Origin of the sequence: Diaphorobacter sp. HDW4A, assembly GCF_011305995.1 — a bacterium.
Classification (GTDB): domain Bacteria; phylum Pseudomonadota; class Gammaproteobacteria; order Burkholderiales; family Burkholderiaceae_C; genus Diaphorobacter_A.
The window spans coordinates 5,259,146-5,280,905 of record NZ_CP049910.1; the positions used below are offsets into that span (position 1 = coordinate 5,259,146).

Here is a 21,760-nt window from a genome sequence, read left to right on the forward strand (position 1 = left end):
TGCCCAGCCGGGGGCAGTCCCGGCCTCTGTAAGTAACGCCCAAACAGAAGCCAGCAAGAAACCGAATACCAGCCCTCCCCCGCTGAGAGAGGGCTGGGGTGGGAGGTATCCCCGCCGGTAGCCCCGAATCTCTTACTTGACTTCCACGCCCATCGACTTGAGCGCCTCGCGTTCGCCGTTGAAGGTTTCGGTAGCGTACTTGGTGTAGTCGGCGGCGTTCATGTAGAGCGCGGACATGCCGAGTTTTTTGAGGCCTGCCTGGTACTCGGGGTCGTTGTAGGCCTCGCGGAAGGCGGCTTCGAGCTTTTTCACGACGGCTGGGTCCATGCCCTTGGGGCCTGCGATGCCCATGGGCGAAGTGTGCACGATGTTGTAGCCCTGTTCCTTGAGCGTGGGGACGTTGGGCAAGTCGGGGGAGCGGACGTCGCCCAGAGAGGCGAGAACTCGGATCTTGCCGGTGTTCACGTAGGGGAGGATGGAGCTGGAGCTGACCACGGCCTGGATGTGGTTGCCGAGCAGGGCCGAGATGGCGTCGGCGTCGCCCTTGAAGGGGACATGCGTCCAGTCTGCTTTTGCCTTGACGCCGAGCTGGGCCATGCCGATGTGCTGGCTGCTGTTGGCGCCAGGCGTGCCGTAGGAGACGGCTCCGTTGCTCTTTTTCGCGTACGCGACGAGGTCGTTCACGTTCATCCATGGCGAGTTGGAGTTGACCGCGATGTAGTAGTTGAAGCCGGAGATCACCGAGATGTAGGTGAAGTCCTTGAGCGGGTTGAATTGCGCTCCGGTGATGTGCGGCATGCGGAAGGTGCCGATGGGCAGCATGGTGAGCGAGTAGCCGGCCGGGTCAGCCGAGAGCATCTGCACGCCGCCGAGGGTGCCGTTGGCGCCGGTCTTGTTTTCGATGATGACCGACTGGCCGAGGCGCTTGCTGGCCTGTTCGGCGAATAGGCGGCCCATGATGTCGGTGACGCCGCCTGCGGTGTAGGGCACGATGAGCTTGACGGGCGCGTTCGGGTAGTTGGCCGCGTTGCCGCCTTGGGCCGCAGCGGGGACGGCCGCGGTGATGAGGCCGATGGCGGTGAGTGCGGTGGCGAACAGTTGATGCTTCTTCATGATGGGTTGTCTCCTCGGATTCTGGATTCGGATGGATGAATGGGGGCTGGCAGGCTGACTGGATCAGTCCTGCACGCAGCCACGGCATTCGCCGAGGCCGATGCGGGCATGGCCTTCGCGTTCGCACCAGCCGCGCAGGATGATCTCGTCGCCGTCCAGCAGGAAGGTGCGGCTTTCACCGCTGGCCAGTTCCACCGCGCGCTTGCCGCCTTCGGTGATTTCAAGCAGCGCGCCAAAGCCGCCCTGCGTCGGGGTTGAGATGGTGCCCGAGCCGAGCAGGTCGCCGGGGCGTGCGTTGCAGCCGCCCACGGTTTGCTGGGTCAGCATCTGTGCGGGCGTCCACCAGAGGTAGCTCGAATCGCCGATCGACAGGCGGTGCGGCGCGAGGCCCTGCTCGCGCATCTTGGCGGTGCTCAGCAGCACTTCGAGCTGGATGACGAGGCCGCCGCACTTTTGGTCGTGCGCGTTGGTCAGATAGGGCAGCGGGGCTGGGTCGCCTTCGCCGCGCGCCATCACCGGGCCGCGAAAGGGCGCGAGCGCCTCTTGCGTGATGACCCAGGGCGAGACGGTGGACATGAAATTCTTGCCGGTGAACGGGCCGAGCGGCTGGTATTCCCAGGCCTGCAGGTCGCGCGCGGACCAGTCGTTGAACAGGCCAAAACCTGCGATGTGCGCGCTGGCCTCGGCCACCGGAATCTGCTCACCGAGCGCGTTGCCCGCGCCCACCCAGATGGCGAGTTCAAGCTCGTAGTCGAGGCGCTCGCTCGGGCCGTATTCGGGCACGGGGCCGTTTGGCGTGTCGCGGCGGATCTGGCCGCTCGGGCGCTTGAGCACCGTGCCCGAGGGGCGGATGCTGGAGCTGCGGCCGTGGTAGGCGATGGGCACGTGCTTGTAGTTGGGCAGCAGCGGGTTGTCGGGGCGGAAGAACTTGCCCGCGTTGGTCGCGTGATGGATGCCCGCGTAGAAGTCGGAATAGTCGCCCACGGTGGCGGGCAGCAGCATGCGGCAGGCGTCCTGCGGGTGCAGCAGTTGGCGACCGATGGAGCAGGCCTGTCGGCCGGATTCGGTGCCGGCCTGCAGCAGGTCGGAGAGCGCGGCGCGCAGTAGGCCGCGCTGGGCGGCGGAAAGCGCCATCCAGGCGTTCAGCGTGTCGCTGTGCAGCGCCGCTTCAGTGGTGGTGTCCAGCGAGGACAGCAGGCCGCATTCGAGCGTGGCGGCCAGATCCAGCACCTCGTTGCCGATGGCCACACCGACGCGCGCGCCCTCGCCAGCGTCGAACACGCCCATGGGCAGGTTCTGGATCGGAAATTGCGGATGGCCGTTGGCGGACATCACCCAGCTCTGGAGCGCGGTGTCGTGCGTTTCGTCGATGGCGGGCAGGGCGGAGAGCGGCTGCGTGGTCGTCATGTCTCTTGGAATTTTGGAAAAAGGAAAGCTGGACGGATCAGGCGGCGGTGGTCGCGCCGTCCATGGTCCAGGCGGCGCCGCGCACTTCCTGCGCATCGTCGGAGCACAGATAGGAGGCGAGCGAGGCGAGCTGGTCGACGGTGACGAAGCGGCCCGAGGGCTGGCGCGCGCCCAGCAGCATGCGCGTGGCGGCCTCATTGTCGAGCGATTCGCGTGCGGCGAGCGCGTCCACCTGCTTTTGCACCAGCGCGGTGAGCGCCCAGCCGGGGCAGATCGCGTTGCAGGTGATGTCGGTGGTGGCGGTCTCCAGCGCCACTGACTTGGTCAGGCCGATCAGGCCGTGCTTGGTGGCGTTGTAAGCCACCTTGCCCGCACGCCCACGCAGGCCGCTGATCGAGGCCATGTTGATGATGCGGCCCCAGCCGTGCTTGCGCATGGCGGGCAGCGCGAGGCGGATGGTGTGGAAGCTCGCTGAGAGGTTCAGCGCCAGCATGTCGTTCCACTTGTCTACGGGGAAGTCCTCGATGTTGCTCACGTGCTGCATGCCGGCGTTGTTCACCAGAATCTGGATCGCGCCATGTTCCTGCTCCACGGCGCGGATCATGGTCTCGATCTCGGCGGGGTTGCGCAGGTCGGCGCGAAGGTAGCGGGCGCTCACGCCATGGGCGGAGGCGAGCTCCAGTGCCACCGCGCCGCCTTCTTCATCGCTCACGATGCCGTTGATCACCACGTCGGCGCCGTCGCGCGCCAAGCGCTTGGCGATGGCATGGCCAATGCCGGAATTGCCACCTGTCACCAGGGCCACACGGTTCTTCAGATCTGCCACTTCTTGCTGCTCCAGAATTTTTTCAACTGCGGGCATCGTAGAAATCGTGGGTTTATATGTCCAATACTCAATTTCACTCTGATTTATATTCCCTGCGTCTTAATCAGCGGGCGCAGGTCATGGAATTGCGGCATTTGAGAGGTTTTCTGGCGGTGGCGCAGGAGCAGAGCTTCACCCGTGCGGCCGACAAGCTGCACATGGCGCAGCCGCCGCTGAGCCAGCGCATTCGCGAGCTGGAGGAGGAGCTGGGCGTGAAGCTCTTCGAGCGCTGCACCCGTCGCGTGCATCTCACGCAGGCAGGCGAGACCTTCCTGGAGGGCGTGCAGTCGCTGTTTCTGCAGCTCGACAAGGCGGTGGAGGCCTGCCGGTTGGTGGAGCGCGGCGACACCGGCATGCTGCGCGTGGGCTACACCGGCCGCGCCAGCCAGCAACTGCTGCCGCGCCTCGTGCTGCACTTTCGTCAGCGCTATCCCGACGTGCAGCTCGACATTCAGGGTCCGCATCCCACGGGGCTGTTGCGCTCGCGGCTGCTCGATGGTCAGCTGGACGTGGCGCTGTGCTTTCTGCCCTTGCGCGACACGCAGATCGACTCGCGCAGCTTCATCAGCAGCGAATTCATGCTGGCCCTGCCCGCGAGCCACCCGCTCGCAGGGGAGGCGCATGTGCCGCTGGCGGCGCTGGCCGCCGAGCCCTTCGTCGGTTATCCGTCCAATCAGGGCTTTCACCTGCGCGACGTCATGGACGCTGCCTGCCGCGATGCGGGTTTCACCCCGCATGTGGTGCACGAGAGCGAGACCTCACAGGTGCTGATCTGCCACATCGCGGCGGGCACGGGTGTATCGGTCATTCCCGCCGAGCTGCAGGCGCTGGAGCATCTGGGCGGCGTGGTGTTCAAGTCGCTCGGCGACGACGCGCTGCGTCTTGAGCACGGCATGGCTTGGCTCAAGAGCAACCGCAACCCCGCGCTGCGCAATTTGCTGGGGCTTGATCTGACCGAAAACCCCTCGCCGGGCACCCGGTAGCACAATAGAAGGTTTGGGGCGGGTGCGTATCGCATCGCCTCCACACCAGTCAATAGGTCTGCAATCCTTCAACCAATAAGGGCGGCATGCTATCGAAAAGAGAGAGTTCCGGTTTGTCTCCCGCGCAGTTTGTTCTCAATGATGTCTTCGGCTACGAGCAATTCCGTGGCTCCCAGGAGGCGATCATCGAGCATGTGATCGCGGGTGGCGACGCTCTCGTGCTCATGCCCACCGGTGGTGGCAAGTCGCTGTGCTACCAGGTCCCGGCCATCGTGCGCCGCGATGCGGGCAAGGGCGTGGCCATCGTGGTCTCGCCGCTGATCGCGCTGATGCACGACCAGGTCGGCGCGCTGCACGAGGCGGGCGTGGACGCCGCGTTTCTCAATTCGACGCTCGACTGGCCTTCCACGCTGGATGTGGAAAACCGCGTCTCGCGCGGCGAGATCACCTTGCTCTATGCCGCGCCCGAGCGGCTCAACACCGACCGTTTTCTGGGCCTGCTCGACGGCCTTTACGAGCGCGGCCAGTTGGGGTTGTTTGCCATCGACGAGGCCCACTGCGTGAGCCAGTGGGGCCATGATTTTCGGCCCGAATACCGTGCGCTCTCGGTGCTGCACAACCGCTATCCCGGCGTGCCGCGCATCGCGCTCACCGCCACCGCCGACGACCTTACGCGCGCGGACATCGTCGAAGGCCTCAAGCTGCAGGACGCGCGCCAGTTCGTCAGCAGCTTCGACCGGCCCAACATCCGCTACACCATCGTCGAGAAGAAGGAGCCGCTCGCGCAGTTGCTCAAGTTCATCGAGCGCGAACATCTGGGCGATGCGGGCGTGGTCTATTGCCAGTCACGCAAGCGCGTGGAAGAACTCGCGGCGGGGCTGGTGGAGGCGGGCATCACCGCGCTGCCTTACCACGCCGGTCTGCCGCAGGAAGTGCGCCAGCAGAATCAGGACCGCTTTCTGCGCGAGGACGGCATCGTGATGACCGCCACCATCGCCTTTGGCATGGGCATCGACAAGCCCGATGTGCGCTTTGTCGCCCATGTGGACATGCCCAAGAACATCGAGGGCTACTACCAGGAAACCGGCCGCGCGGGCCGCGACGGCCTGCCTGCGGATGCGTGGATGGTTTACGGCCTCAACGACGTGGTGAATCAGCGCCGCATGATCGACGACAGCCCCGCCACCGAGGAGTTCAAGCAGATCATGCGCGGCAAGCTCGACGCGCTGCTCGGCCTCGCCGAAGCCACCGACTGCCGCCGCGTGCGTCTGCTCTCCTACTTCGGAGAGCACTCCGAGCCATGCGGCAATTGCGACAACTGCCTGCATCCGCCCGAAGTCTGGGACGGCACCGACGCCGCACGCAAGCTGCTCTCGACCATCTATCGCGTGCAGGAAGCCAGCGGCATCGCCTTCGGCACCGGCCACATCATGGACATCGTGCGCGGTAAGGACACCGACAAGGTCAAGCAGTTCGGCCACGAAAAGCTCTCCACCTTCGGCCTCGGCCCCGAGTATTCCGAACCGCAACTGCGCGGCGTGCTGCGCCAGCTGCTCGCGACCGGCGCGGTCGGTCTGCAGAAGGTGCAGCTGGAAAGCGGCTACAGCTTCGACACCCTGAGCCTCACCCACGGCTCGCGCCCCGTGCTGCGCGGCGAACAACCCGTGCTGCTGCGCGAGGCCATGGCCAGCGCGGGCAAGCGCACCAAGAAGAAAACCGGCGTCAAGCTGTCGGTCGCCGCCGAGAGCCTCAACCAGGACGGCCAGGTGCGCTTCATCAACCTCAAGGCCTGGCGTGCCGAGGTTGCCCGCGAACACAACCTGCCCGCCTACGTCATCTTCCACGACGCCACCCTCGCAGCCATCGCCGAGCGCAACCCCGCCTCTCTCGAAGACCTGCAGGGCATCACGGGCATCGGCACCAAGAAGCTCGAGGCCTATGGCGCGGAAGTGCTGCGGGTCTGCGTGAGCCCGGGCTGAATTCGTTCATCCGCAAGCGCGGAGGCCACGCACGCCTTGATCCCGGGCGCTTTCGCTTTGCAAACAGGCCCTTGAATCCAGCCAGTTGAACCAAAACCCACTTCAATTTAACTAACGACACACCGCATACTCTTGATGTAATTGATTGTAAATAATTACAAAGAATTGCTAACATCTCGCGAATCAACGAGTTTGTTCAATAGAGAGGTGTGCGGTGTTCAAGAAAGTGATTGCGGTCAGTGCTCTTTTGGCGGCCGGATGTGTTCAGGCGTTCACCCCGCAGGCGGGAACCTGGATTGTGAATTCGGAAAACAATGGCCAGCCCGGCCGCGGATTCGGTCTCGATGTGCAGGGCACGACTCTGGTCCTGCAGATGTATGCCTACGATGCGGCGGGAAATTCAACCTTTTATTTGAGCGCCGGCAAACTTGGCGGCAATCACCAGTATTCGGGGGCGCTCAACCAGTATCGTGGCGGTCGCCATTTCGGCAGTGGCGATCTGTCCGGCAGGGAAGTGGGTAGTGCCGGTCAGGTGAGCATGCGTTTCGTGTCCGGTACCCAAGGCTACATCACCTTTCCGAACGAATCCGAAAAGGAAATCAGCCGATACAGCTTCGCGTATGGCACCGGTCCCGAGAGCCTGCTCGGCATATGGCTCTTCAGCGGAATCGACGTCTATGGCGTGGAATCCGATTTCGTCGGACTCAGCAAGATTTCCAAAGGCACCGACGACGGCTCCGGAATGGTGTCGACAAGCGACTACCGGTTCGCATGCGAAAACATGACCCGGGGCTCATTGGCCGGCAAGGTGCTGTGCATCAAGCTGAACGCGAGCGGGCAATGGATACGTGGATACTTGTTCGCCTACAGCGTCAATGACGGTGAGGGTGTTTCGGGACCCAAGGCCGATACCAGCAGTGAATTGTTGATCGTGCGACGTCTCACGAACGTGGACTCGGATGGCACAGGCATTCTTGCGAAAAACGAGGCGGTTGAATCCAGCGAAAACGATGTGCAGGTGCAGCAGTTGCAAGGCGCGATGCAGCAATTCGTGCAACTGAGTCAGATTCAGGAATGAGCGTTCGGGGTGCAGTAGATTTGCCAAATCAATCGCACTTTGAGGCTTCAATTTGTCTGGGCTACCTTGATTGAGTCGAGATGCTCGATCTATGCCGGTTAGAGGGGATTTGAGCCCGAATTGTTATCATTGACAGTTTGCACAGCCCCATATTGTGGAACTTTGGAGAAACCTATGTTGAAGAAATTCGTCCTGATTGGCGGTCTTTTGGGCGCAAGCATGGCTCAGGCTTTTGCCCCGCAGGCAGGCGTGTGGGTGATTACCACTGAAAACAACGGCCAGCCTGGTCGCGGCATGGCTTTGGATGTCCAGGGCGAAAAGCTCGTGATGCAGATGTATGCATACGACTCCACAGGCAATCCCACGTTCTATCTGACCTCTGGCGCCATTTCGGACAACGCGTTCACAGGCAAGCTCCACCAATACCGTGGCGGCCGTTATTTCGGCAGCGGCGCGTTGGTGGGTGCGGAAACCGGCGACGCGGGTCAGGTTACGATGCGATTCGTATCGGGCGTGAAGGGCTATGTCACCTTCCCGAACGAAGGCGAGAAGGAAATTTCCCGCTTCCAATTCAACTACAACACCGATCCCGACAGTCTCAAGGGTCAGTGGCTGATGACATCGGTGGGCGACCTGGGCATTACGACCGAGTTCTACAAGCTGGACACGCCCACCACGGGTTCCGGCTCCGGCACGGGCATGATGTCCACGAGCGACAAGCGTTTTGGTTGCGAGAATATCATTTATGGCGATCACGCGGGCTCCGTGCAGTGCACCAAGCGTGATGCCAATTCGCTCATCATGCGCATCTACCGTTTTGCCTACAGCGTGAACGAAGGGGAAGGTGTTGCTGGAACCCTGTCCAAGCCCGGCACGGATCTGCTGTACGTGCGTCGTCTGACTACGGCTGGCTCGGTCGGCACCGGTATCACGATGAAGAACGATGTGGCGCCAACGGTGCAAAGCATCTCCGAGACCCAATTGTCGAACGAAGCGAAGTAATTTTCTCCTTCGGTTCGCAGAACTAGCCCGCCGCTCCATGAGTCCGGCGGTTTTTTTTCGTCCGCGTCCCCAATTTGGCAGAATCAAGAGCTGTATATAAAATCAGTGTTTCATGTCTGCCTCACTGCCTCAACGGGCTCTCACCCGCCACCACCGCACCCGCCTGATGCAGATCTGGCGTTCGGCGGGCTGGCCGTGTCAGGACGCGGTGGAGATCGAGTTGCTGGCCGCTGGGCTAGTGTGGCTGCAGGTCTCGCATGAGGGGCGTGAGCAGTTGCGGCTCACCGATGCCGCCATCGCGCTGCTGGCCGATGCACGGCGGCAGGGGCTGAGGTCAGCCACGCTGCATGACCGGATCGAGCACCGGTTTGCGCAGCAGCATCTGCTGCCGCAAGGGCGCATCGTGTGGCGCGAGTTGATGCTGCGTGCGGCGCTGGAGGAGGAGGCCGCCAAACCCGAGGATGCGGCAGCGCCGCCTGTGGATGCTCCGGCGAGCGACATGCTCTGGGCTGATGAGTCACAACTGCCGGTGCCGCTGAGGCGTGCAGCCAGAAGGGTCTGGCGGGTGGCGCGGCCCGATCTGTTTTCGGTCCGCAATACCTCGGTGCCGCGCTATCTGCAGCCGCAGGTGCACGAAGTCAAGGCGAGCCGGGCCGATCTGCTTTCGGATCTGCGCCATCGGGCCAAGCGGCTTGCGTACCAGTGGCTCAGCGAGGAGTGCCACTATGTCTTTCCCGCAGGCATTGCCGAGCCCGAGGAGCTGCCCGAGGAATTCGGCGTTTGGGTGATGCACGGCGATGTGGACGATACGCCGCGCTTTGAGCTGCTGCGTGCCGCTCGTCATGCGCATTGCAGCCTGCCGTTCACCGTGTGGATGGCGCTGTGCAAGGCTACTCCGTTGGCGCGCGATGAGGACCTGAGACATGCGCAGGGGCAGCTTGGAAGCGAGCGAGATGACGACGACACAGCTCTTGGCTGATCCACAGCCGCTCGTCTACAGCGTCGCGGTGCGCGAGCTTTGCGCGTTCACGGCCAAGACGGGCGATCTGGATCTGCGGTTCACGCCCGCGCCGAGCGCGCAGGAAGGCATTGCAGGCCATGGCAAGGTGACGGCCAGGCGTGATGTGGCGAGCTATGAGTCGGAGATTCTGCTCGCCAGCCGCTTCGAGAATCTGCAGGTGCGAGGACGTGTCGACGGCTTTGACACCAAGGCGCGTCGGCTTGAGGAAATCAAGACTTTCAAGGGCCGGCTCGATCGTCAGTCCCCCGCGCAGCGCGAGCTGCATTGGGCACAGGCGCGCGTCTACGGTTGGCTGATGTGCGAGGCGCGGGGCTTTGCATCGCTCGACATCGCGCTGGTGTATTTCGACATCGACAGCGAACGCGAAACGGTGTTCACCGAAAGCTGGAGTCGCGATGCGCTGCGCGCTTTTTTCGAGGAGCAATGCAGCCGGTTCGTCGCCTGGGCGCAGCTTGAGGCCGAGCACCGCGTGCTGCGCGACGCGGCGCTGCGCACGCTCGCGTTCGCGCATGCTGAATTCCGCACGGGCCAGCGCGAGCTGGCCGAGGGCGTGTACCGCGCGACGACCAAGGGCCGTGTGCTGCTCGCGCAGGCGCCGACCGGCATCGGCAAGACGGCGGGCACGATCTTTCCGGCGTTGAAGGCGATGCCGGGGCAGTCCATCGACCGGCTGTTCTATCTGTCGGCCAAGACGTCCGGGCGGCAGTTGGCGCTCGACGCGCTGGGCGAGCTGCGCAGCCATGGTGGCGGGTGCATCCGCGTGCTCGAGATGGTGGCGCGCGAGAAGGCCTGCGAGAACCCCGGCAGCGCCTGCCATGGAGATGCCTGTCCGCTTGCGTGCGGCTTCTACGACCGCCTGCCCGATGCGCGCGCGGACGCGCTCGCCGAGCCCGCGCAACTGCTCGATCAGGAGAGTGTGCGATCGGTCGCGCTGGTGCATGGCATCTGCCCGTATTACCTGTCGCAGGAGCTGGCGCGCTGGGTCGATGTGGTGGTGGGCGACTACAACTATTTCTTCGATTTTGGCGGTTTGCTGCATGCGCTCACCCAGGCCAACGACTGGAGCGTGGCCCTGCTGGTGGACGAGGCGCACAACCTCATGGACCGTGCGCGCGGCATGTACAGCGCCACGCTGTCCCCGCAGGCGCTCAAGCTTGCATCGCAATCCGCCACTGCGGAATCCGCGCCGCGCGTGAAGAAGGCGCTCTCTGCGGTCAAGCGCCAATGGAGCGCGCTGAACAAGGAGCAGGCCGACGACTACGCGGTGCATGAGGCCTTTCCGCCCAAGCTGCTCAACGCGCTGACGCAGTGCATGCAGGCCATCGGCGAGCATTTCGCGGACCATCCCGACACGCTGGACGCCGACGTGCAGGCGTTTCAGTGGGAAGTGCTGCAGGTGCAGCGCCTGCTCGAGAGCTTCGGCGAGCATTCAATCATCGACACCCAGCGCCAACGAGGCCCGCAGGCCAAACAGGGCGATACCGACATCAGCGTGCGCAACATCGTGCCCGCGCCGTATCTGGCAGAGCGCTGGGCCAAGGTGCATGCGGCCACGCTGTTCTCCGCGACGCTCACGCCCATGCAGTTCCACGCCGATCTGCTGGGGCTGCCCGAGCCGCACGCCACGCTCGACGTGGGCTCGCCGTTTCGCGCCGAGCAGCTGTCGGTGCAGGTGGCGCGGCACATCTCCACGCGCTATGCCCACCGCAGCGCGTCCATCGCGCCGATGGTGCAGCTCATGGCTGCGCAGTTCGCCGAGCGGCCCGGCAACTATCTGGCGTTTTTCAGCAGCTACGAGTATCTGGAGCAGGCGGCCGACGCGCTCGCGCGCCAGCACCCGGAGATCACGCTTTGGCGCCAGTCGCGCCGCATGGGCGAGGCGCAGCAGCGCGAGTTTCTGCAGCAGTTCACAGAGCGCAGCCAGGGCATCGGCTTTGCTGTGCTGGGCGGCGCGTTCGCCGAGGGCATAGACCTGCCCGGCAAGCGCCTGATCGGCGCGTTTCTTGCCACGCTGGGCTTGCCGCAGTTCAATCCGGTGAACGAGCAGATCAGCGCGCGCATGGAGCGACTGTTCGCCGGGCGGGGATACGACTATGCGTATCTCTATCCGGGCCTGCAGAAGGTGGTGCAGGCGGCGGGGCGGGTGATCCGCACGCCGCAGGACGAGGGCGTGGTGCATCTGATCGACGACCGTTTTGCAAGGGCCGAAGTGCGCAGGCTGCTGCCCGCGTGGTGGCACATCGACGCTGTTTGAAGACTCCTGCAATGAGCGCGAGACAGTACAACTGTTTTCAATTGCTATCAGATATGTTCAATTCATAACATATCATGGACCGTTCTTGGTGGCCTGTTCGGCCCGCAACCTGACTGAGGAGAACGCGATGATGTTGAAGAAATGGGTAGTGATTGGCGCAGTGCTGGCTACTGGCGTGGCCCACGCTTTTGCACCGCAAGCTGGCACATGGGTGGTGACGGCCGAGAACAATGGCAAGCCTGGACGCGGGTTCGGTCTGGATGTGCAGAACGACACGCTGGTCATGCAGATGTATGCGTATGACGCAAGCGGCAATCCGTCGTTCTATCTGTCCGCTGGCAAAATTGCCAACAACAGCTACAGCGGCGCGTTGAACAAGTACCGCGGCGGCCGCTACTTCGGCAGTGGCGATCTCACCGGCCGCGAAGACGGCAGCGCGGGTACGGTCAGCATGCGTTTCGTTTCGGGCACGGAGGGCTTTATCCAGTTCCCGAACGAGCCGGAGAAGGCCATCAACCGCTTCAGCTTCGGCTACTCGAACGCGCCCGCTCACCTGCGCGGCATCTGGACGCTCGTGGCGATCAACAAGACCTCGGAAACGCTGGATAAGCTCGATTATTTCGGGCTCGAGAAGCTGGTGGACGGCTCGGGTTACGGCACGGGCGGAATCGCCTCGACGGACTACCAGTACGTGTGCGAGAACCTGACCAGCGGCCCCAACGCCGGTCTGACGATGTGCCTGAAATTCAACACCAGCGGCTCCGTCATTCGTGCCAATTATTTCCGCCTCAGCGTCAACGAAGGCGAGGGTGTGGCGGGTGCAAGCGGCGCCACGGCAAATGATCTGCTGTTCGTCAAGCGCATCACCAACACGGTGGGCGATGCGACCGGCATTCAGATCAAGAACCAGCCTGCGGATGCCGTGCCGGTGGATGCGGCCCAACTCTCGAACGCGATGCAGCGTGCGGCCGAGAACCCCGTGGACCGCAGCCTGCTGGAGTCACGTCAGGACGACGCGCCGGTGCGCTGATTTTTTGCGAACTCCCCGCTGATAGGTGTCTGTGGTGTTTGCACGCCACAATACAGGCTGTCGCAATCGTGTGGGAGAACGGCATGGCGGTCAGTGTTTTCGATCTCTTCAAAATCGGCATCGGTCCTTCGAGCTCGCACACCGTCGGGCCGATGCGCGCCGCGCGGCAGTTTGTGCAGCGGCTGGCGCGCAATGAGCCACTGAGCCGCGTCGCGCGCCTGCGCAGCGTGCTCTATGGTTCGCTGGGCGCGACTGGGCGCGGGCATGCGAGTGACCGGGCCGTGATGCTGGGGCTCGCGGGGTTCGCGCCGGACACGGTCGATGTCGATGCGATCGACGGCTTCATCGCACAGGTGCGCCGTGATCACCAGTTGCCGCTCGCCGAAGGCGGTCCGCTGATCCCCTTCAAGGAAGGCGAGGACTTGGTGCTTGACCCCATGGTCACCCTGCCGTTCCATGCCAATGGCATGCGCTTTGAGGCCTGGGATGCTGCGGGCGATTTGCTCGACACGCAGGTGTATTACTCGGTCGGCGGCGGCTTCATCGTGAGCGAGGAAGCGGCGTCGGATACCCAGCGCCAGGCCGAGATCGCGCCCGATACCGAGGTGCTGCCCCTGCCGTTTCACAGCGGCGAACAACTGCTCTTGCAAGCACGTGCACATGGCGGCTCCATCGCGAACGTGATGCGCGTGAACGAGCGCCACTGGCGCGGTGATGTGGAGATCGACAGCGGTCTGCTCGTCATCTGGCAGGCCATGCAAGCCTGCGTGGAGCGCGGCTGCGGCACGGCGGGTGAGCTGCCCGGAGGCTTTCGCGTGCGTCGCCGCGCGCCCGCGCTGCACAAGGCGCTGGTGAGCGCACCCGATGTGAATGACGATCCGCTGCAGGTGATCGACTGGGTCAACCTGTTCGCGCTCGCGGTGAACGAGGAAAACGCGGCAGGCGGCCGTGTCGTGACCGCGCCGACCAACGGTGCTGCGGGCATCGTTCCGGCTGTGCTGCATTACTACACGCGCTTCATCAAGGGCGCGGACGAGCGCGGGGTGGTCGACTTCCTGCTGACCGCCGGAGCCATCGGCATTCTGTACAAGGAAAATGCGTCGATCTCGGGCGCGGAGGTGGGCTGTCAGGGCGAGGTGGGCGTGGCCTGTTCGATGGCGGCGGCCGGGCTCTGCGCGGTGCTGGGCGGCACGCCCGAGCAGGTGGAGAACGCGGCCGAGATCGGCATGGAGCATCACCTGGGGCTGACCTGCGATCCCGTGGGTGGGCTGGTGCAGATTCCTTGCATCGAGCGCAATGCGCTGGCTGCGGTGAAGGCGATCAATGCGGCGCGGATGGCGTTGCGGGGGGATGGGACGCACCATGTGAGTCTGGATCAGGTGATCAAGACGATGCGGGAGACTGGGGCGGACATGATGACGAAGTACAAGGAGACTTCGCGTGGGGGGTTGGCGGTCAACATTGTCGAATGTTGACGGCACTCTTTTGTTGTTGTTTTTGGCTTTTGCTGAGTGGTTGCTTGCGGAGGCCGAGACTGCCCCTGGCGGGGCAATCACTTTTTGCTTGCGCGCAAAAAGTAATCAAAAACGCGCTTGGAAGTCATGCGGCAAAACTCACTGCGCGACTTCGTCGCTCCGTTCAAACAGCTTGCCGCAAAAGTGACCTGAAGAGGTGTGATCGGCACTTCGCTTCGCTCGTGCTGCATCTCGCTGTTCGCGAGATGCTTGTGCGCCTGCGGCGGGTGACGCGCTCAAAATTCGTAATGCCCCGCTACCGTCGTACTGATCCGCAGGTCCTGCCCCAGCGGTTCAATTTTCGTGAACTCCAGTTGCGGCGCGTCTTTCAGGTCGGTCAGCGCCATGCCGTCGAACGCGCCCTGCGCCGCGCCAAGAATGCGGGGCGCGATGTACAGCAGGCATTCGTCCACCAGATTCGCTTGCATCAACGTACCGTTCAACTTGCCTCCGGCTTCGACGTGCAGTTCGTTGATTTCGCGTTGTCCCAGGTCTTTGAGCATGGCTGGCAGGTCGACCTGACCGTTGGATGTGGGCAGGTGGATTACCGTTGCGCCGCGTGCTTCCAATGCGGCCTGACGTGAGGCGTCAGGGGTTGCGCAGTAGATCAGCACCTTGCGCGGTACGTCGAAAAGTCGGGCGGTGAGTGGGGTGCGCAGATGGCTGTCGACGATCACGAGCTTTGGTTGGCGTGGGGTGTCGATGTTGCGTACGTTAAGCAGCGGGTCGTCGCCGAGGATGGTGCCAATGCCGGTGAGGATGGCGCAGGCTTGTGCGCGCCAGCGGTGGCCGTCGGTGCGTGCAGCTTCGCTGGTGATCCATTGGCTTTGGCCGTTGGAAAGAGCGGTGGCGCCATCGAGGGACATGCCTGCTTTCAGGCGCACCCAAGGCTGGCGGCGGACCATGCGGCTGAAGAAGCCGATGTTGAGGTCGCGCGATTGTTGGCCTGCCTGTTCGTCCATCGACACTGCTATGCCTGCCGCGCGCAGGCGGTCGAAGCCTTGGCCTGCTACGCGGGGGTTGGGGTCGGTGATGGCGCCTACGACCTTGCCTATGCCCGCGTGGATCAGCGCGTCGCAGCAGGGGCCGGTGCGGCCTTGGTGGGAGCAGGGTTCGAGCGTTACATAGGCGGTTGCGCCGTGCACGTCCGAGCCGCGTGCGGCCGCGTCGCGCAGGGCCATGACTTCCGCGTGCGGGCCGCCGGCCTGTTGGGTGAAGCCGGCGCCGAGTTCGGTGCGGCCGTCGGCGCTCATGATCACGCAGCCTACGCGTGGGTTGGGGTTGGAGAGGAACAGCGCATTGCGGGCGAGCGCAAGGGCGCGCTGCATGGGGGCTTGTTCATCGAGAGGGGCGGAGGCAGCGGGGGGGGAAGGTTCGGTCGTCATGGCAGGGCGATGTTACTTGAGCCTTCATCGTCCCCAGCATTGTCTGGCCACGTTGCTCACGCTGTATCCGGTGGCGCCGCGCGTGCCGGTGTGGGTGAACGTCAGGTCTCCGCAGGCATCGCCGAGCATCACGTCCGCGCGGGTGGCAATCACGGTGAAGCCGCTCGCGGTGCTGGGCTGCAGGCTCAGCGTGTAGTGCGGGGGCTTGAGGGCCTGCAGCATGAGCACCGTGGGCTGGCCGGTGGGAAACTCACCGTTGGCGGTGTTGGCGCGTTCCATCCATTGCACGACCTGCAGCAGCGCGGCCTTGGCCTCGGCGCGGTGGCCGCGTGCGATGAATTGGCGGTAGCTTGGCAGGGCTACGGCGGCGAGGATGGCGATCACGACGAGCACGATCAGCATTTCGATCAGTGTGAAGCCGCGCGGGAATTTTCGTTGCATCTGCCTCATCCCCTACTTAAGCTGTCGCCAGCTCGGGCGCAGCACGCGTGTGGGCAGGGCTTCGAGGCGGTCGGTCTTGCCGTCGGAGCCTTGGCGCGTCTGGGCACCGCCCTTGGCAGTCAAGCGCAGCTCGTGCCGGGCGGCGGTGGCGCGCGAGGCGGGGGCGTCTTCGCTGCTGACCTGGCCGTCGCCGTTGGTGTCGAGAATGCGCGCTTTCTGGGCCGCGCCGGTGGCGATGTGGAGCAGCGTGCGGTACGTCAGGCCGGGGCGCGGGTCCTGCTCGCAGGCCTCCACGGGCGCGCCGCTGGCGGTTTCGGAGCTGGTGGTGGTTGCGGGCACTCGGCTGATGATCTCGAGCACATTGCCGCCGCCATAGAAACTCAGCGGATCGAGCACGCGTTCCCGGTCTGCAGGCAGGTCGAGATACCAGCCCTTCTTCTCGTTCACCGCGCAGGGCATGCGCAGGCAGTAGGCGAAGGGCGCGCCCTGCAGTGCCCAGTAGGTGCGGCTTGCGGCGGCGGTGCCAGTCAGCGCTTCGCTCTGCACGCCTTGGGCCATCAGTTCCGCGCACGATGCGGCGGGGTTTGGCAGCTCGCTGCGCGATGCATCGACTGCTGCCTTACCCTTGTCCGCGCCGCTGTCCTGCAGGCGGTAGCGCGTGTAGTCCATGACCGAGTAGACGCTTTGCACGGAGTCGTCGCCGCTGTCTGTCTCGCTGAGTTCCTGGCCGGTGCCGAAGGCGACGAGCAGGCCGCCGGTGTCGGTGTTGACGCGCAGCAGCGGGGCGGTGGTAATGGGCTGCATCTTTCCATTGCGAACCGCCGCGAACAGGGGCGATCCATCGAACGCCACCTTCCAGCGTTGATCGGATGCGGCGGCGATGTCGAATTTCCAGAGCCTGCCCTGCAGATCGCCCGCGTAGACCACATCGGGAATGCCATCGCTGTTCACATCGAGAAACTGCGGGGCCGAGAGACCGTTGGAGATGGGCGTGGCGCCGTTTGCGGATGATTTCGCCGCGATCTTGAGCAGTTCTTGTGCGCCGTCGAGGTACTGGATCAGCAGCACTGGCTGGCCGTTGGCGCTGCCGTAGCCATTGCCGAGCACCAGCGCCCAGCGGCCGTTGTTCAGCCGCGTGACCTGCAGGCTGCGCTGCGAATTGGCCTGATCCACGGTGGGTGCGGCGAAGACATGGCCGATGTCGGCATCGGCGTCGTCGGTGCGGTCCAGCACCACAAGGGCGGCAGCGCCGGATTCCGCGAACTTGTCGGGCGTCGTCACGTCAAGCACAAAGAAGCCCGGCCCACCCGCGCCCATGCTGCCCACCAGTAGCGTCTTCCATTCGGTGCCGACCAACGCATCGGCGGTAAACGGCGAGCCGTCAACGTAGTAGTGATGGCGGTAGTCGTGCGCGGCGAGCAGGTGCAGATTCGCATGCACGCCGCGCGGTACATAGGCGATGCGCTCGTCGCCCGTCTTCGCGCTGAAGCCGTGCAGCATGCCGTCGTTGCCGCCGACATAGAGCATAGGCGCGCGTGCCGCTTGCTGCGCGGCAAAGCGGCGATAGCTGTTGTCCGTATGGCCCGATGCGGGCTTGGCCACATGCCACATTCGCGAGTGCACGATGTCGCCCAGGCGCGATGCGCGGGCGCGAAAGCCGGTGGCTGTGCCCACGGATTCCAAGGTGCGGTCGCCGCGCAGAAAGCGCACGAGGTCGGGGCCATAGCTCATCGACGCGCCATGTGACTGCAACTGTGTCTGCTGCGGCTTGGCGAGTGCGTCCCAGCGGAAAGGCACGCCACGATCACCGTCATGCGTGAGGATCACGCGCTGGTCGATGCTGGTGAGCGCGTCCAGTTTGTCCGCCGTGCTATTGCGGGGAGGCTGGCCCCAGTTGGGGTTGGGCGGGACGTCGCCTGTGCCCGATCCCGCTGCCAGCAGGTTCGAGACGATCTGACCGGACCAGTGGGTCGCTTCATACGACGACACATACATCGCGCTGCCGCCATTGCTCGCATAGCCACTGATCGTCTGCCCGCCGTTGGGCGCGATGCGCGCGAGGATGGTGCTCATCGCCTGCTGCAGCGCCGTGAGCGAGCCGCCGATCTGGAAATGCCGACCGCGCGAGTTCAGCGCCGTGTGCCACAGGTCCTGTCGCATGGCCTCGGTGCTAGATGAAGGATCGGGCCATGCGAGGCTGCCGAGCAGCAGACGGTCGTAGTCCGCACCGCCGAAGTTGCCATCCAGCGCGGAGAACAGCGGCGGTGCGCCTGCCTTGGCGCTGCCGCTCCCCAGATCCACCGTGAAGTTCACCATGTGCTGCCAGGTCGCGGGGTCGTTCTGCGGATTCCAGTAGGGGCAGAGGACCAGACTGCGGGAGTCTGCTGTGTGCACTTCGTCGCCGGGCTGTGTGTAGATCGGGCTGATGCGGTTGGTGAGCGTGGGCTGCAGGTCCTGCGCCCAGTAGTGCAGCGCCAGCGCAGAGGGCGAAGTCATGGTGGCGGCGGTGGCCGATTTGTCCTGGTAGACCTGCAACTGCGGGTTGGATGCGGGTTCGAAGACCGTGCCGTCCGGCAGGCGGGTGATTGCTGCGGGCGCAGGCAGGCTGGACGGGTTCTGTTTGGCAAAAGCGCCATCGGTCAGAAACAGGTGGTAGGCGCGGCGGCAGGTTTTCAGGGTACTGGCGGCTTGCGGCGTGCCGGGGCTGTCGCTCCATGGGTTTTCGGCGTCGGTCTGCATCAGGTGGGCGCCCGCGTTGTCCAGCAGGGCGGTGGCGGGCAGGCCGTCGCCGGTCTTGAGTTCATCGAGCCAGCGCCAGAACGCGCCGCGCGTCGATGCCTCGGCCAGGCTGGCCGCACCGCGCAACGGCGCCATGCGGTTGGTCTGCTGGTTGCGCGTGCAGGTGGTGGGGATGATCCGGCCCTCGGCGGGCAACTGGTTGCAGCCTTGGGTGGATTGGTAGGCCAAGCGGATCGCGTCGTCGGGCAGGGCGTCGGGCGTGAAAAGTGTCTGCAGCAGCTGCCTGAGCGCCTGCAGCCGGGTGATCCGGCCGGCCTCGGCGGTGGGCACGTCTTGTGTGTCCATGCTGCGCGCGTTGTCCACCGAGACGATGACATTGGGCGCGGGCGTGCGGAAGGCGGACTCGGCAGGGAACTGCGCGAAGTTCGCGGCGGCCATGGCGGAGGGCCGAATGGATATCAATACGATCAAAAACATCAAACCAAAGCGTCGCATGGTGAATATCTCCTCGTGATGTAATGACCGCGTTTTCATTCACTTGACTGCAGTGAAATCAGTGATTGCAAAACCACCTCGGTGCCATTTTTCCGGCCCTTCGCAAACACTGTGATCCGGTAAATCCATGGCTGGCGGCTGTCCGGCGCGTAGGTTTTAAGATGCGGGTTGTTTTCGTAACTAGACAACAAACCGATTTGCGCATCGGCGAAAGGCAAAACCTCGATCCAATACCAAGCACCCTTCAAATCCTTGGCGTTTTTTGCGGTTTCGTTGATGGCGAGCACCGGATTACCACCGGGACCGGAAACTGCTCCGGTGAATTGGCCATAGCGCGCGCCGACGTTGGTGGCCGTCATGTTGAGAAGCAATACCGCGTCGGACCAAAAATCCTGAATGCCCGGGCGTTTTCTGCAAATGCCGAGAGCACAGCCGGTGGGCAGAGTATCGAGATAGGTGACCAGATCCACCATTTCCCCGCGATCGACGGGAAAATGAACTGGAGCGGATACACGGCAGATATTTCCATCGCTGCTTGTCATCGGGCATAGAGCACCGGAAGCCAGCATATGGCGGATATCCAGCTCCGCATCCTTCATGAGAATCTGGGCGGCCTCAAACGTCTTCTGATGATCAGCCTCGTTGCTTGTGAGAATCTCGTGAAAGAACGCAATGCGTGCCGCCCAGATGGAGAGCAGGCTGATCATCAGAACGATGATGATGACCACATACAGCGCGACGCCGGTTTCTCTTCCGATGGGGTGGGATTTTTGGTGCGAAGACATTTTCATTTCCCATGCGAACGAATATGGAAAAGCTGCTTTGCCAAAACGATCAATTTGCTGCCTTTGGATTTTGTCTGGCCATTGCATGGCTGATACTCGACACCGACATCGGGAGCTTTCATCGCAGGAGCCTCTAGTTCCAGGCATATCTCCACCGCGCTCACGCTCTGCCATTGCGCGGCATTGGCATTCAGGCTGGCGGGCGTCGCATATTGAAACTGCGGCTCGCCCCCGGATAATTCCGCCGGAATCTCGCGTAACAGGCGAATGGCGAAATCCTTCACGTTGGCGATGAGCGGCTGTGGAGTCCCGGCGACTCCGGTGCACATCAGATTGCCTTCGCGCAGAAAGAAGGTGCTGGTCATGATGCTTGAAAGTGAGCGGTTGCTTTTGTTTTGTCCAAGACAATCCCGCAATGCCGAATCCCAGCTGGGGCTGGTCGCGTCCGAGAGCAGCGATTCCACGAAATTCTCATACTGGATCTGCAGCGCCGATCCCACCGATTTGGAGACATTCGGGGCCGAGACGGCGGAGATGGCTTTCTCGACTACGACCGCCGGTTCGTCTGCATTCAAAACTGGCTCGAACATGACCGGACGCAGCGCCGCAATATCGATATTGGCGCCCAAGGCGGGTTGAAGATTCAATGCCACGCTTTCGGTCTGGCGAATCTGGGTGCCGATGATCCGCAGGGCTGTATTGGCGTCTTGGAGCAGCGTGGTGGATTCATTCACTGTGGTGGAGATGAATTGAGAAACCTGCAGCGAGGTGAGTGCAATGCCGATGATCACCAATCCAATGGCGAGGCCGATCAACAGCTCCACCAGCGACATTCCGCTCTGCCTTCCTATTCGCATGATTCGCCTGCCTGATTCGATAGTCTGCAGCGGGCCGAAATGCTGATGTATTGCAGGTGGCAGACATATTGCTCGGGGCAGGTTTTCTGCGAGGCATCGGCGGCGGATATCTGGAGAAAGGCATTGAGTGCCTCCGTCGTTGCGGAATCGTTGCTTTGGCGCCCGGTTTCTTTCCACGCGATCATCACGCCCAGTTGCAGGGGGTGATGTGATTGAGCATCGGCATTGCTTCTGAATACGGCAGCGCGGCCGCTCCCCAAAGTGAACTGCACTTGCTGATGCCATTGATAACTGTCGAGCACGGCCAACGATGCGGCGGTGCAGGGGGCAGTGCAGTCGTCCCCGGGTTTCGGCGGTGAATCCGTTGCGTAGATATCCAGATAATCGGCTGCCGCAGGATTGGATTTGATCCGTTCGCTCAAATCCTCAATCAATCGAATGGCTTGCGAGCGGCGAATACCTGCCTGTGCATCGGACAGCGTGCGCAGCTGAATGCCCAGCACGCTGAATACGCCGAGGGCCATCACCAGAATGGCGACCAGTGATTCGATCAGGGTGATTCCACGAACGGATGGGCGGTGCGGCATGGCGGTGTCCTGAAAAACCCGTTCGCCGATGGGAGCACGGCCTTGCATTAACGCAGTGGGTTTTGCCGCTTGCAATTCGCTTTGGCGAAGAAGTGTGCAATTCGAACGCGTTTGCATCGCATCTTTTGATGTGCTTCAAAGGCCGGGGTCGGGAATCGCCGAATGCCGCCGGCTGCCGTGGCTTCATCTATGCCAAAGGGGAGCTTGCAAACACTGCGATTGTGT

At 63.3% G+C, this 21,760-nt stretch carries 17 protein-coding genes; 8 read left to right on the plus strand and 9 right to left on the minus strand.

Going from position 1 to position 21,760, the window contains the following annotated elements; all coding sequences use genetic code 11:
- Window positions 1-132: 132 nt before the first annotated feature.
- From G7047_RS24075 to G7047_RS24085, 3 genes are all read right to left on the minus strand, one after another.
- A complete protein-coding gene (locus G7047_RS24075) occupies window positions 133-1,113 on the minus strand; it encodes a tripartite tricarboxylate transporter substrate binding protein (RefSeq protein ID WP_166310741.1) in 981 nt (326 codons plus the stop codon).
- 63 nt (window positions 1,114-1,176) lie between these two features.
- Window positions 1,177-2,520 carry a fumarylacetoacetase gene (gene fahA, locus G7047_RS24080; protein ID WP_166310743.1) on the minus strand — a complete coding sequence of 448 codons (1,344 nt, stop codon included), beginning with the start codon at window positions 2,518-2,520 and terminating at the stop codon, window positions 1,177-1,179.
- A gap of 37 nt (window positions 2,521-2,557) precedes the next feature.
- Window positions 2,558-3,382, minus strand: a complete 825-nt coding sequence (locus G7047_RS24085) for a 3-hydroxybutyrate dehydrogenase (protein ID WP_166310745.1) — start codon at window positions 3,380-3,382, stop codon at window positions 2,558-2,560.
- A gap of 83 nt (window positions 3,383-3,465) precedes the next feature.
- Between G7047_RS24085 and G7047_RS24090 the strand changes: the two genes are divergently transcribed.
- The 8 genes from G7047_RS24090 (at window position 3,466) to G7047_RS24125 (ending at window position 14,207) form a co-directional block, all read left to right on the plus strand.
- Window positions 3,466-4,368 carry a LysR family transcriptional regulator gene (locus tag G7047_RS24090; protein ID WP_166310747.1) on the plus strand — a complete coding sequence of 301 codons (903 nt, stop codon included), beginning with the start codon at window positions 3,466-3,468 and terminating at the stop codon, window positions 4,366-4,368.
- A gap of 86 nt (window positions 4,369-4,454) precedes the next feature.
- Window positions 4,455-6,347: a DNA helicase RecQ gene (recQ, locus tag G7047_RS24095; RefSeq protein ID WP_240939244.1), complete on the plus strand. Its 1,893-nt coding sequence runs from the start codon at window positions 4,455-4,457 to the stop codon at window positions 6,345-6,347.
- A gap of 214 nt (window positions 6,348-6,561) precedes the next feature.
- Window positions 6,562-7,425 (plus strand): hypothetical protein, encoded by an 864-nt coding sequence (locus G7047_RS24100; protein ID WP_166310749.1) that lies wholly within the window; start codon window positions 6,562-6,564, stop codon window positions 7,423-7,425.
- Window positions 7,426-7,599: 174 nt separating this feature from the next.
- Complete coding sequence (locus G7047_RS24105) at window positions 7,600-8,427, plus strand: hypothetical protein (protein ID WP_166310751.1); 828 nt, start codon at window positions 7,600-7,602, stop codon at window positions 8,425-8,427.
- Between the two features lie 112 nt (window positions 8,428-8,539).
- Window positions 8,540-9,406 carry a hypothetical protein gene (locus tag G7047_RS24110; protein WP_166310753.1) on the plus strand — a complete coding sequence of 289 codons (867 nt, stop codon included), beginning with the start codon at window positions 8,540-8,542 and terminating at the stop codon, window positions 9,404-9,406.
- Window positions 9,381-11,702: a helicase C-terminal domain-containing protein gene (locus G7047_RS24115; RefSeq protein ID WP_166310755.1), complete on the plus strand. Its 2,322-nt coding sequence runs from the start codon at window positions 9,381-9,383 to the stop codon at window positions 11,700-11,702. Before G7047_RS24110 ends, G7047_RS24115 begins: the two co-directional genes overlap by 26 nt.
- 127 nt (window positions 11,703-11,829) lie before the next feature.
- A complete protein-coding gene (locus G7047_RS24120) occupies window positions 11,830-12,732 on the plus strand; it encodes a hypothetical protein (RefSeq protein ID WP_166310757.1) in 903 nt (300 codons plus the stop codon).
- A gap of 83 nt (window positions 12,733-12,815) precedes the next feature.
- On the plus strand, window positions 12,816-14,207 hold the full coding sequence (locus tag G7047_RS24125) for an L-serine ammonia-lyase (RefSeq protein ID WP_166310759.1): 1,392 nt from the start codon (window positions 12,816-12,818) through the stop codon (window positions 14,205-14,207).
- A 275-nt stretch (window positions 14,208-14,482) separates the two neighbouring features.
- Here the strand turns inward: G7047_RS24125 and ribD are convergent, their stop codons facing one another.
- The 6 genes from ribD to pilV form a co-directional block, all read right to left on the minus strand.
- Window positions 14,483-15,574: a bifunctional diaminohydroxyphosphoribosylaminopyrimidine deaminase/5-amino-6-(5-phosphoribosylamino)uracil reductase RibD gene (ribD, locus tag G7047_RS24130; RefSeq protein WP_240939245.1), complete on the minus strand. Its 1,092-nt coding sequence runs from the start codon at window positions 15,572-15,574 to the stop codon at window positions 14,483-14,485.
- Between the two features lie 81 nt (window positions 15,575-15,655).
- The gene (locus tag G7047_RS24135) at window positions 15,656-16,072 is read right to left on the minus strand and encodes a type IV pilin protein (protein ID WP_166310763.1); all 417 of its coding nucleotides are present in this window, start codon (window positions 16,070-16,072) and stop codon (window positions 15,656-15,658) included.
- Window positions 16,073-16,084: 12 nt separating this feature from the next.
- The gene (locus G7047_RS24140) at window positions 16,085-19,306 is read right to left on the minus strand and encodes a pilus assembly protein (protein WP_166310766.1); all 3,222 of its coding nucleotides are present in this window, start codon (window positions 19,304-19,306) and stop codon (window positions 16,085-16,087) included.
- Window positions 19,307-19,341: 35 nt separating this feature from the next.
- The gene (locus G7047_RS24145) at window positions 19,342-20,178 is read right to left on the minus strand and encodes a pilus assembly protein PilX (RefSeq protein ID WP_166310768.1); all 837 of its coding nucleotides are present in this window, start codon (window positions 20,176-20,178) and stop codon (window positions 19,342-19,344) included.
- The gene (locus G7047_RS24150; RefSeq protein ID WP_371813824.1) at window positions 20,094-20,948 is read right to left on the minus strand and encodes a PilW family protein; all 855 of its coding nucleotides are present in this window, start codon (window positions 20,946-20,948) and stop codon (window positions 20,094-20,096) included. Before G7047_RS24150 ends, G7047_RS24145 begins: the two co-directional genes overlap by 85 nt.
- Window positions 20,939-21,652: a type IV pilus modification protein PilV gene (gene pilV, locus G7047_RS24155; RefSeq protein WP_240939246.1), complete on the minus strand. Its 714-nt coding sequence runs from the start codon at window positions 21,650-21,652 to the stop codon at window positions 20,939-20,941. Before pilV ends, G7047_RS24150 begins: the two co-directional genes overlap by 10 nt.
- Window positions 21,653-21,760 lie beyond the last annotated feature (108 nt).

Bases quoted from the DNA above. Each gene is read 5' to 3' on its own strand.
- ribD (WP_240939245.1), bottom strand. From the start codon at position 15,574: ATGCAGCGCGCCCTTGCGCTCGCCCGCAATGCGCTGTTCCTCTCCAAC.
- G7047_RS24075 (WP_166310741.1), bottom strand. From the start codon at position 1,113: ATGAAGAAGCATCAACTGTTCGCCACCGCACTCACCGCCATCGGCCTC.
- G7047_RS24085 (WP_166310745.1), bottom strand. From the start codon at position 3,382: ATGCCCGCAGTTGAAAAAATTCTGGAGCAGCAAGAAGTGGCAGATCTG.
- G7047_RS24150 (WP_371813824.1), bottom strand. From the start codon at position 20,948: ATGCGAATAGGAAGGCAGAGCGGAATGTCGCTGGTGGAGCTGTTGATC.
- recQ (WP_240939244.1), top strand. From the start codon at position 4,455: ATGCTATCGAAAAGAGAGAGTTCCGGTTTGTCTCCCGCGCAGTTTGTT.
- G7047_RS24120 (WP_166310757.1), top strand. From the start codon at position 11,830: ATGATGTTGAAGAAATGGGTAGTGATTGGCGCAGTGCTGGCTACTGGC.
- G7047_RS24090 (WP_166310747.1), top strand. From the start codon at position 3,466: ATGGAATTGCGGCATTTGAGAGGTTTTCTGGCGGTGGCGCAGGAGCAG.
- G7047_RS24105 (WP_166310751.1), top strand. From the start codon at position 7,600: ATGTTGAAGAAATTCGTCCTGATTGGCGGTCTTTTGGGCGCAAGCATG.
- pilV (WP_240939246.1), bottom strand. From the start codon at position 21,652: ATGCAAACGCGTTCGAATTGCACACTTCTTCGCCAAAGCGAATTGCAA.
- G7047_RS24125 (WP_166310759.1), top strand. From the start codon at position 12,816: ATGGCGGTCAGTGTTTTCGATCTCTTCAAAATCGGCATCGGTCCTTCG.
- G7047_RS24135 (WP_166310763.1), bottom strand. From the start codon at position 16,072: ATGCAACGAAAATTCCCGCGCGGCTTCACACTGATCGAAATGCTGATC.
- G7047_RS24145 (WP_166310768.1), bottom strand. From the start codon at position 20,178: ATGCAATGGCCAGACAAAATCCAAAGGCAGCAAATTGATCGTTTTGGC.
- fahA (WP_166310743.1), bottom strand. From the start codon at position 2,520: ATGACGACCACGCAGCCGCTCTCCGCCCTGCCCGCCATCGACGAAACG.
- G7047_RS24110 (WP_166310753.1), top strand. From the start codon at position 8,540: ATGTCTGCCTCACTGCCTCAACGGGCTCTCACCCGCCACCACCGCACC.
- G7047_RS24140 (WP_166310766.1), bottom strand. From the start codon at position 19,306: ATGCGACGCTTTGGTTTGATGTTTTTGATCGTATTGATATCCATTCGG.
- G7047_RS24115 (WP_166310755.1), top strand. From the start codon at position 9,381: ATGACGACGACACAGCTCTTGGCTGATCCACAGCCGCTCGTCTACAGC.